General features: G+C 26.4%; 9 protein-coding genes. All 9 read left to right on the forward strand.

Features of this window, described 5'->3' with window-relative positions; all coding sequences use genetic code 11:
• The first annotated feature begins 724 nt into the window (after positions 1-724).
• The 9 genes from ACLUJM_RS11075 to ACLUJM_RS11115 all read left to right on the forward strand — a co-directional run bounded on the left by ACLUJM_RS11075 (position 725) and on the right by ACLUJM_RS11115 (position 10,330).
• On the forward strand, positions 725-1,408 hold the full coding sequence (locus ACLUJM_RS11075; RefSeq protein ID WP_019107252.1) for a response regulator transcription factor: 684 nt from the start codon (positions 725-727) through the stop codon (positions 1,406-1,408).
• Complete coding sequence (locus ACLUJM_RS11080; protein WP_054254550.1) at positions 1,401-2,447, forward strand: sensor histidine kinase; 1,047 nt, start codon at positions 1,401-1,403, stop codon at positions 2,445-2,447. The genes ACLUJM_RS11075 and ACLUJM_RS11080 overlap by 8 nt, the downstream gene beginning before the upstream one ends.
• Positions 2,448-2,666: 219 nt before the next feature.
• The gene (locus ACLUJM_RS11085; RefSeq protein WP_012797171.1) at positions 2,667-3,554 is read left to right on the forward strand and encodes an ABC transporter ATP-binding protein; all 888 of its coding nucleotides are present in this window, start codon (positions 2,667-2,669) and stop codon (positions 3,552-3,554) included.
• A gap of 1 nt (position 3,555) precedes the next feature.
• On the forward strand, positions 3,556-4,836 hold the full coding sequence (locus ACLUJM_RS11090) for an ABC transporter permease (RefSeq protein WP_412412816.1): 1,281 nt from the start codon (positions 3,556-3,558) through the stop codon (positions 4,834-4,836).
• Positions 4,796-6,352 carry a radical SAM protein gene (locus ACLUJM_RS11095; protein WP_412412817.1) on the forward strand — a complete coding sequence of 519 codons (1,557 nt, stop codon included), beginning with the start codon at positions 4,796-4,798 and terminating at the stop codon, positions 6,350-6,352. The genes ACLUJM_RS11090 and ACLUJM_RS11095 overlap by 41 nt, the downstream gene beginning before the upstream one ends.
• A gap of 67 nt (positions 6,353-6,419) precedes the next feature.
• The gene (locus ACLUJM_RS11100) at positions 6,420-6,614 is read left to right on the forward strand and encodes an Apre_1838 family putative sactipeptide bacteriocin (protein ID WP_412412818.1); all 195 of its coding nucleotides are present in this window, start codon (positions 6,420-6,422) and stop codon (positions 6,612-6,614) included.
• Between the two features lie 131 nt (positions 6,615-6,745).
• Positions 6,746-7,975, forward strand: coding sequence for an ABC transporter permease (locus tag ACLUJM_RS11105; protein WP_412412819.1), 1,230 nt, complete (start codon positions 6,746-6,748; stop codon positions 7,973-7,975).
• A 30-nt stretch (positions 7,976-8,005) separates the two neighbouring features.
• Positions 8,006-9,781: an ABC transporter ATP-binding protein gene (locus ACLUJM_RS11110; RefSeq protein ID WP_004837760.1), complete on the forward strand. Its 1,776-nt coding sequence runs from the start codon at positions 8,006-8,008 to the stop codon at positions 9,779-9,781.
• Between the two features lie 27 nt (positions 9,782-9,808).
• Positions 9,809-10,330, forward strand: coding sequence for a VanZ family protein (locus ACLUJM_RS11115; RefSeq protein ID WP_004837759.1), 522 nt, complete (start codon positions 9,809-9,811; stop codon positions 10,328-10,330).
• Positions 10,331-11,193: the final 863 nt, after the last annotated feature.

An 11,193-nucleotide genomic window follows, 5' to 3' on the forward strand; every position in this document is an offset into this window, starting at 1 on the left:
AAAAGGATAATAGCATAGAAAGGTAAAAGATTATAGGGGGCAGGTTTTAGTCTGCTTATTGTATTGTATGATGGGGCAAGTTCCAATACTGGGGTGAAAGTCCCTAAACAGCGTATTTGTCGACGAATTCCATAGCAATCCTGAAATTTCACATGGAGATATGTGGAAGAGAGGAACGACCTGACTTGATGAACATGAATATGATATTAAGGTTGGTTAGATATGTAGATTACAGTATACTAACAGTAGCAAACAGTGTAGTGGCAAACAGAGTAATGGTTTTAGTAACCAAATGTATAGAAAAGAAGTTAGGATTAAAATAAATGCAACAAAATTCAAATTTATTAAACCAACAAAGCTAAAATGTTTTGGATTTGAAGTCTGAAAAAGAAAAGACGATTAGAAGGCTAGAACAGACGAAAACTTTTTAAAAGATATAGTATATGTGATGACAGCAAAGACAATCTATTATCAATATAGTAGATATAGATATTGAAATGAGATAAAGAATAATGGTATACTTATTTATAAGTAGACATTTATAAACAACGAAAGAAATGTATATTAAATCAAAAATTATAGATTTAAGAAATTTAGAAAGATAGATTTAATTCATTAAAAGGATGTTGTATTGTTCTTCTTGATTCTTTTACTTAAAAAATTTCTTTATTTTTTAAAGTTGTTTTGACAAAAGTGATAGATTTAAAATGGAGGAAATTTAGTTATGAATTACTCAGTATTAGTAGTAGAAGATGATGAAAGTATTTTAGATTTAATAGAGATATATCTAGAAAATGAAAATTATATTATAAAAAAGGCAACATGTTCAGAGGAAGCAATTAGATATATTAAGGAAGAAGAATTTGATTTAGCGATTTTAGATATTATGTTACCTGATAAAGATGGATATTATTTATGCAAAAAGATTAGAGAGTCTTTTAATTATCCAATTATTATGCTTACATCAAAAGATGATGAGTCAAGTAAAATTAAGGGCTTAACCTTTGGAGCGGATGATTATGTAACTAAACCATTTTTACCTGGAGAGTTAGTTGCTAGAGTAAAGGCTCAATTAAGAAGATACAATAATTATAATTTAAAAACTAAAGAAGGTACAGGAAATATTTTAACTTATCAAAATGTGGATTTAAATATCAAATCAAGAGAAGTTTTAGTTGATGGACAGGAAATTGATTTAACTCCTATTGAATTTATTATTTTAAAATCATTACTAGAGAAAAAATCTGAAGTACTAGGATCCGAAGATTTATTCTATAAAATATATCCGGATGAATATTATATAAAAAACAATACGGTTTCAGTTCATATTAGACATATTAGGGAAAAGTTAGGAGTGCAAAACAATATAATAACAACTGTATGGGGAGTTGGGTATAAAATTGGATAAAGATCAATATTTTAAAGATATACTAAAAAAAATAGTAATAAAAATTATGGTATTTTTATTTATTCTAATGAGTTGTATGCTTGCAATAGATAGCAATATTTTTAGATTTAATAATGAAATACACGAATTTTTTGTTAATAGATTGGATCTGATTTTTTTTGTTATTTTATTATTGGGGATATTAATTATTATAATAAAAGAATTTTCAAAATTAGAGAAAGATTATATTGACTTATGCAAAAAAATAGACGATTTGGATGAGAATGTTGTTAGTTTCCCGACTCCTTATAAAACTTTAGAAGATTCCATAAATAGATTAAAATTTAAACAAAAAGAGATAGAATATACGCTTAAAAAAAGAGAAAATGAAGATAATGATTTAATCACCTACTTAGCACATGACTTAAGAACTCCTTTGACATCTATCATTGGATATTTATCAATGCTCGATGAAATGAAAGACTTGCCTAATAAGCAAAGAGAGAAATATATTAGACAATTATTAGAAACAGCATTAGGATTAGAAGATCTTATAAACCAATTTTTTGAAATTGCTAGATTAAATAATGGTGAATTTAGTATTCATAAAGAAAAAATTGATTTAGAATATTTTTTAATACAATTAAGAGATGAGCTTTATCCTATGATGAAAGAGAATAATCATAAGATAAATATCTCAAGTGAAGGCTCAATATTTGTAAATGTCGATCCAAATAAAATGAAAAGAGCCTTAGAGAATATTTTAAAAAATGCAATCTTATATTCTTATGCAAATACAGAGATAAAAGTTAAAATATATCAAACGTATAAGTGTGTAATATTAAAAATTATTAACAAGGCCGATACACTAGAAGAAGCGCAGATAAGAAATATGTTTAACAAATTTACTAGATTAAATCTAGCAAGAAATTCAAAAAAAGTGGGATCTGGCTTAGGTTTACCTATCGCAAAAGAAATTATTGAATTACATGAGGGTAAGATAGAGGTAGAAAGTTCTAATAATGAAGTTATTGTCATTGTAAGATTAAAAAATAAATGAGGATTACACCTTAATTATGTATAAAACTACATAATTAAGGTGTTTTTTTATTTTTTAAAAATTAATGAAATCTTAAGAATTAATCAATAGAATATTAAAACACTTTTTTATTGTATCAATTAAAATAAAATCATAGAGGAGTAAAATTTTTATCACTAACATGAAGATGTATTTTTTACTTTTTAATAAGGAAGCATAAAAAATAAGGGAGGTAGTTTAGTGGAATTAGAGATTAAAAACGTAAGTAAGAAATTTAAAGATAAATTAGCGGTTGATAATGCATCAGCTACGTTATGTCCAGGTGTTTGGGGACTCTTAGGTGCAAATGGTGCTGGGAAAACAACTTTAATAAAAATGATCACTGGAATTAGTACACCGAGTCAAGGCGAAATTTTATATAATGGGGAAAGAATCAACAAATTAGGAGAAGAATATAGGAATTTGTTAGGGTTTTTACCTCAAGAATTTATTTGTGCTCCAGAGTTTACTGTAAATTCATTTTTACAATATGTAGCTGCTTTAAAAGGTATAGACAAGAGCAAAACAGAAGAAATGATTGATAAACTCCTAGAAGTATTAAACTTATCTGATGTCAAGTACAAAAAAGTAGTAAAGCTTTCAGGAGGAATGAGAAGGAGAGTAGGAATATGTCAAGCTATTTTAAATGATCCTAAAATATTAATTTTAGATGAACCAACAGCAGGACTTGATCCTGGTGAGAGAATAAAATTAAGAAATTTTATCACGGAAATATCAAAAAATAAAATAGTTTTGCTTTCGACTCATATAGTCTCTGATATTGAATATATATCAACATCAAATTTAATTATGAAAGATGGTAAATTTGTATATTCTGGAACAACTGATGAACTGATATCTAAAATTAAGAATAAGGTATACGAAGCATCTATATCAAATAGAGAATATGCAGAAAAAGAAACACAATTGAATGTTGTTAATGTAAAACAACAAGATGATGGAAACGTACTCATTAGATACATATCAGATAAAGATGATGTTTTAAATAATTCTAAATTAACAAAAGCTCATCTAGAAGACTTCTATTTATGGGTCTTTCCAGAAGATAGAAGTTTTAAGGTGAATTAAAATGAAAATTTACTTAAATGAGATAAAGAGGATTTTATCAATAAGATCAAATCAAATTATAATATTGTTTTCATTACTACTTGCTATATTGCTTTCCATAGCTCCAATTAATTTTACAAAAATTACCTATGGAGAAGGAGATCAAGTAAAAAATTTAAAAGGAAAAGAAGCAATAGAATATATTAAAAAAGCTAAAGAGCCTTATTCAGGAAAGATAACAGAAGATTTAATTTATAATGGCACAAAAAAATATAGAGAAATACTAAGAAAATATAATGTTACTGATAGGTCTGAATTAAAACCTGAAATTAATACAAAGGAGCTTATGCCTATAGAACATATAAGTAAGAAAGTAAATGAAGTATTCACTGATTCTCAAAGTAATAACCTTCCTCCAGTTTTAAGCATAGATATCAATGATAACAAATATTTTTACAATAAAGTATTTGATTATCTAAATAAAGTAATTGAAAATGAATATCCTAATAAAGCTCAGAATCAAATTATAGAAAAATCTGAAAAAGCACTGAGTAAAATAAAGACTCCATATGAATATTATGGATATTATAGTACAGATGCAAATGATTATAGAGGATTTTATAATACGATAATAATAATTTTAATGGTTGTAGTAGCAGCTCCAATATTCTCGTCAGATAGTGAGAATGATTTAGATTATATATTTAAAACAACTAAATATGGCAGAAGAAAGTTTGCCATCTATAAAATTCTAGCAATACTTACGATTTCGGTATTAACTTTGCTCTTAGGAAACTTCATACAAGGCTCTATATTAGACTATGCTTTTGGAACAGAGTATAAAAAGACTTCTGTTCAGATGATGTTTAGTGCTTTAAGTTTGCATAATTGGAACTTTGGACAGTTTAATAAATATATGCTTATTTGTAATAGTATCATATTGATTTCAACCATTCTTGCTACACTAATTATTTCTGTATTAAGTAAAAGAAAAGTTGAATCCATAATGAAATCAATTTTATTAGCATTATTTCCAACAATAATTTCTCCTATAGCTATGATTAGTGCTATAAACTATATTTTCCCATCTTCAGGAATAGGACTAATTAATTCATTACAAAATCAAATTGCTGATTTTAATTTTGTGAATGTTTTTGGGAATTGGATGAGTTCATCAAATCTTATAATGATATCAGCTGTAATATATATTATTGTTTTACCAAGTTTAATAGTAATAATGTATTCAAAACAAGGAGGTAAATATGGATTTAATAGCCCTAGAAGAAGAAAAATTAGAAAATAAGTACAAAGAGTTATGCAAGGAAGAATATCCAGGAAGATTAGGCAAAACATTTAAGACAAAACGTAATTTTTATTATTATGATAGTGGTACTGGTAAGGTAGCACAAATAAATGAAAATGTGTATAAAGTCTTAACTAAATTTTTAGAGAGCGAAAATTTCTTGGATTTTATAAAACTTGATATGTCTGAACAAGAATTTTGTGAGGCTATAAGTGAAATAAAAGATGCGATTAATAAAGAAAGTATACTCTCAGCAACTAAATTTAATTGTTTGACTGGAAAAACTTATGAACAAATTGATGAGATAATAGATAATAAGATACAAAATGTTACCTTAGAGGTTACAGAGAAATGTAATTTAAGATGTAAATATTGCATCTATAATGAATCTCATCCTGAATACAGAGCTTTTGGTCATAAGAATATGGACTGGGAAGTAGCAAAAAAAGCTGTTGATTTTTTAAAAGCTCATTCACAAAATTCTGATGAACGTCATATTGGATTTTATGGTGGAGAACCATTAATAAACTATGATCTTATAAAGAAAACAACAGATTATGCGAATAAGTTATTTGATAAAATGACTTATTCTATGACAACAAATGCTACTTTAATGAATGAAGAAATTGCTGATTATATTATGAAGAATAAATTCAATATTATAGTAAGTTTAGATGGATATAAAGAGCTTCATAACAAAAATAGATTGTTTGTTTCTGGGGAAGGAAGCTTTGAAAATACTATTAGGGGATTAAAAATTCTATTAAAATCAGCGGAAAAATATAATAATAAAGAAAGCATTATCTTAAATATGGTAATCGAAGGACCTGATTATGAAGATCAGTATGATAAAATACAATTTTATTTAAATGAATGCGATTGGTTGCCTAAAAATATAAATATATTAACATCTTCTATAGATTATGGACCACATGAAAGTATATATACAAGACCACAATCTTATGAAGAAAGAATGATTTTAAAAGATTATTATGATCCAATTTTATCGTGGGATGAAAAAAATAAAATAAGGAACAAGGATAATACAAATGTCCTATTTACAGATGCTGATGTAGACAAAGCTATGATGATTATACACAAAAGATTATTATCTGAAAAACCTGTTAAAAAATATGGGATGAATGGTTGTTGTGTCCCTGGAGAAAGACGAATATATGTAACAGTTGACGGAAACTTCAAAATTTGTGAAAAGGTAGGGGATATTCCAGAGATAGGAAATGTAGACAAAGGATTTGATAAAAAAAGAATTAAAGAATTATATTTTGATGATTTTATTAAAGAAGCTAACAAATATTGCAAAGACTGCTGGGCAATTAATTTATGCACTCTATGCTATGTAAATTGTTATGATAAAAATGGGATGCACTTTGACTATAGACACAATTCTTGTAGAAGTGAAAGAAATTATTTGTTAGGTAGCTTGATAAAATATCATGAGATATTGGAAGAAAATCCAGATGTACTTGAGGAATTTAACGAAATTGAGTTTCAATAAAAATGATATGAATTAGATAAGTATATATGTACATATATATTTAAATAAGTGAGAAGGAGGTGAGATTATGAAATTCATAAATCCTTTAGGAAGACATCCGGGCAGTGGAGCTCAACCACAAGCATGCATGTGTTCAACAGGCTTTGCTGGTTATCGCGGAAACAATGATAGTTGTATTCATTGTGGCTGCGGTTGTGATAGTAAAGGACAATATAGGACTGGTAACAGATTTCGTTCTGTGACAACTCCTAGAGCATCATAATTAATGATGAATCATAGAGGCTCACACTATATAGAAATTTTAGTCTATATTTTGTGGGCTTCTATATTAATTATAAATAATAAGACTAGTTTGCTTTGTCAAAGCTGTAAGGGAGGTATAGTTTATAGATTATGAATATATATATACAGGAACTTAAAAGATTTTTATTTAAAAAATCGGTAAGAGTCTTTTTGGGCATGGGTTTAGTTTTTACTTTTTTGATATCATTTATTACTTATAGAAGTGTACAATATGATGATATAAGTTCTGGAGATACAATTACTTATTTTGGAAAAGAGGCTATAGATCATTTTAATGAGGATGATAAAGCCTCTGAAGGTTATTTGACAGAAGAAAAAATAACTAAAGTAGTAAAATCTTATAAAGAAATATTAAATAATGAAAATGTAAACAGTAGAGAAAACTTATCAGAGGATGCTAAAAAAAATATATCTAAATTTGATCCTATATTAAGAGTAATAACATACCCATATACAATTACAACATCTGGAAGTTTACTTGATGTAAACGAACTTGATACAGAAAAAGATTTAAATTTTTATCAAAGTTGTTATGATGCATTGGAAAGGGACATAAAACAGAAATATGACAATGACAAGATAACTGAATTTGCTCTAGAAAAATATAAAGAGGTAAATAAACCATTTTATTATGGAGGATATTTTAGTGAGGATATACTATTTTTCGTAAATATTTTTATAACGGTATTATCACTAATTTGTATATTGATTTCATCACAGTGCATTGTTGAGGATAAAGAAAATTACCTAGATCCAATTTTTAGGACAACTAAAAATGGAAGAAATAAATATATTTGCAGCAAGATACTTGCCTTAGCAAGTATTATATCGCTTTATTTGATATTAAATATATCTATTTATTATGGCACTATTAAATATATTTACACTAGTGGTTTAGACTCATCTTTTCAAATGTTACTATTTAATCAACTGTCAATATCTAATTTAACTATAGGTAAAGTTATATTAAGTGTATTTTTGTTAAGTATATTATTTACTATTGCAAGTTCAATGATGTCAATATTTGTCGCTATAAATTCAAAAGTTTCTATGGTTTCATCAGCCATATCGAGTGTTTTATTTTTTATTCCATCATTATTGTATGGAAAAAAATTGTTTAAATCAATATTTTATTTTTTGCCGTCTATGGGATTAGGTACTGCAGAAAATAGCTTAATTGAACAGTATCAAAAATTTGAATTTGTTAAGTTGCCAGGTAAAATTTTATGGATTCCAAAGTTTCTAGTAATAATGGCTTTAATTAATATTGCTCTGTATTTATTGCTAAGTATAAAATCATATAACAAAATAGAGCAATAAATATTTTAATGGGAAGTAGAGGATAAATATATGGGTAAGGATAAAATAAATCATCTTGAATGTATAAAAATAGCATTCAAGATGATTTATGAAGTAGATAAAAATTCTTTTGCGATTACTATAATATTGTCAATTGTAAGTGGGGTTTTTCCGTTTTTAGTTCTTAAATTAGGACAAACAATAATTAATATAATTCAAATTCATTCCACTAGATTTGATAATATTATAATACTTATACTTATATATTTATCTTTACAATTTATATCTGTAATAGTAGATAATATTAAAAACTACTATTTACAAAGGTTAAGTAATGAAGTTACTTATTCTTCCATGAGGAAAGTAATGGGAAAATGTGCTGATTTGCCTTTAAAAAAACTTGAAGATAATAAAACTTACGATATTTTGAACAGAATAGAGCAAGATGCTACATTAAAGCCATATGAAATATTGATGTCAGTTATTAATTTGCTTTTTAATTTAACGCAAACTATTATAGCTATGTATGTATTAATTAAATGGAATTATTTTTTGGTTATTCTTTTGTTTGCAGTTACCATAATATCAGTGTTTGGAGAAATAAGAATAGGTAAATTAGAATTTAATATAAGAAATAGAAGAAGTACTTTAGAGAGGAAAAGTTGGTATTATTCTTTTTTATTAACTCACGATATTGCTTTTAAGGAGATAAAAACTTTTAGGTTAAAAAATTATTTTATTAGTAAGTATAAAGAAATTACAGATACTATTATTAATCAAAATAATAGCATTGAAAAATTGAAAGCTTTATTAATAATTGTTATAAATTTTTTTCAAGTTCTTATTAATTTATATATTTTTAAAGAACTTGCATTTAAAACGTATAATGGAGAATTTTTAATTGGAACTGCTATGGTGTACATAAGCACAATTGTTATATTTCAAGGTTCTCTAAATGAAACAGGAACCAGTGTATACAATATTATTAATTCAAATTTATATATAAATTTACTTAAAGAGTTTCTTGAATTTAAAACTGACGATTTAAAAGAAGAGACAAAAACTATACTAAGATCAATAAAAGACATTAATGTAATATCGTTATCTAATATAAACTTTTCTTATGATGATAATAGTTTAGCTCTGCAAGACATTTCTTTAAAGATAAAAAAAGGAGAATCCATTGCAATAATTGGGGAAAATGGTTCAGGAAAAAGTACACTTCTAAAAATTTTAGCTGGATTGTATAGTCCAGATTCAGGTGTGTTTTTAATTAATGGGATGAAATTTGATGATATTGAAATAGAATCTTATAGAACACAGATTAGTTCATTATTTCAAGATTATTTGAAATATGAGGGGACAATAAAAGAGAATATTATATTAGGGCAAATTGATAGAAATGAAGACGACTTTTCGATTCTAACAGCATTAAATAGTGCTGATGCAAAATTTTTAAAAAATGATGGTAAATATAATATTAATAAAGTAGTAGGTAATTGGTTTGAAAATGGGCAGGAACTTTCAGGCGGACAATGGCAAAAAATTGCAATAGCACGAACTATGTATAGAAAATCAAGTCTATTGTTATTTGATGAGCCAAGCTCGTCATTAGACATAATTTCTGAAAAAATCATATTTGATAATATTTTAAATAATTTGAATGATAAGATTATTATATATATCACCCATAGGATAAGATGTGCGATGAATTCTGATAGAATTATTGTGATGGATAATGGAAAAATAGTAGGTGATGGGAGTCACGATGATTTAATTGAAAACTGTAATAGATATAAGTTAATGTATAATAAGGAATTTAAGTGACTTTAATAGATTGAAGGGGAATTAATTATGAAATTGAAAAATCAATATATTTCAGTTGGGATGAAAGTGCTAACTGTATACTATATAATTTGGTTAATCTTTATTGTAGTATTTAAAATGACATTTTCAATCAATAATTTATTGATTGAGCGACAAATAAATTTACTACCATTTTATTATGACAATACAGTTAATATTAAAGTTGTTTTTGATGAGATGGTATCAAATATACTCATTTTTTTACCTTTGGGAATTATGATTAGATCTATTTTATTTCGTAAAAACAATTTAAAAAGTATTCTTTTTGTATTTTTCTTTAGTTTAGCTATAGAGTTTTTACAGTACGCATTGTCAATTGGAGTATTTGATATAACTGATATAATTAATAATACATTAGGTGGTGTATTGGGCGTGGGAATATATAATTTAGCTTTAAAAAAATTTAAATCTAAGTTTAAAGTAGATAAATTTATTTTTTGGATAGCTTTTATTAGTGCTATTTTTATAAGTTTAGTATTAATTGTTTTTTTAAAATATAATGGTATTTAAAATTTTGATATTAACTAAATTATTAGTATCAAAATTTTTTGTATAACGGGCAAGTTCCAATACTGGGGTGAAAGTTCCTAAATAGCGTAGTTGTCGACGAATTTCATAGCGATCCTGAAATTTCACATGGAGATATGTGGAAGAGAGGAACGACATGACTTGACGAACAGGAATATGATATTAAGGTTGGTTTGATGTTTAGATGAAAGTATACTAACAGTAGCAAACAGTGTAGTGGCAAACAGAGTAATGGTTTTAGTAACCAAATGTATAGAAAAGAAGTTAGGATTAAAATAAATGCAACAAAATTCAAATTTATTAAACCAACAAAGCTAAAATGTTTTGGATTTGAAGTCTGAAAAAGAAAAGAGAGTTGGAAGGCTAGGGAACACGAGAATTCATTATAAAAGTTTAAAAGAAAATTAAATGTCCCACTGTAGATGGAAAACAGTCCTAGGGGTTTGGCGACTATTATTAAGTTGTAACTAACATAACAGGATTGTACTATATAAACAAAGAAATCCTCAAAAAGAGAGGACTTTAAAGCTGTTTTGATTATTATTTGCATTGAACTACTTGTATGTCGAATGGCACGTACGATCGTGTGAGAGGGTTATATTTAGTCCTACTCGATTTTTATTGGCAAAGGCAAAATGAGAGCTCATATTTGAAAGGGGCTGTGGAAAAGTTTCCACACTATCCTATCATTTTTTTATAGATCCAATTACTTATATAATTCATTATCAAGATATTTATCAGTATTTTTTCTTAATTGAGTCAATTCATTTATCAAGATATTCTTATTGGAGTAGTCATCCATAAGAATATCTTTTTTATTTTTGTATTCATCATATAATTTTGAC

The sequence above is a fragment of the Finegoldia sp. genome, assembly GCF_046991905.1.
GTDB lineage: Bacteria > Bacillota > Clostridia > Tissierellales > Peptoniphilaceae > Finegoldia.

Bases quoted from the DNA above. Each gene is read 5' to 3' on its own strand.
- ACLUJM_RS11100 (WP_412412818.1), top strand. From the start codon at position 6,420: ATGAAATTCATAAATCCTTTAGGAAGACATCCGGGCAGTGGAGCTCAA.
- ACLUJM_RS11115 (WP_004837759.1), top strand. From the start codon at position 9,809: ATGAAATTGAAAAATCAATATATTTCAGTTGGGATGAAAGTGCTAACT.
- ACLUJM_RS11095 (WP_412412817.1), top strand. From the start codon at position 4,796: ATGGATTTAATAGCCCTAGAAGAAGAAAAATTAGAAAATAAGTACAAA.
- ACLUJM_RS11090 (WP_412412816.1), top strand. From the start codon at position 3,556: ATGAAAATTTACTTAAATGAGATAAAGAGGATTTTATCAATAAGATCA.
- ACLUJM_RS11110 (WP_004837760.1), top strand. From the start codon at position 8,006: ATGGGTAAGGATAAAATAAATCATCTTGAATGTATAAAAATAGCATTC.
- ACLUJM_RS11105 (WP_412412819.1), top strand. From the start codon at position 6,746: ATGAATATATATATACAGGAACTTAAAAGATTTTTATTTAAAAAATCG.
- ACLUJM_RS11075 (WP_019107252.1), top strand. From the start codon at position 725: ATGAATTACTCAGTATTAGTAGTAGAAGATGATGAAAGTATTTTAGAT.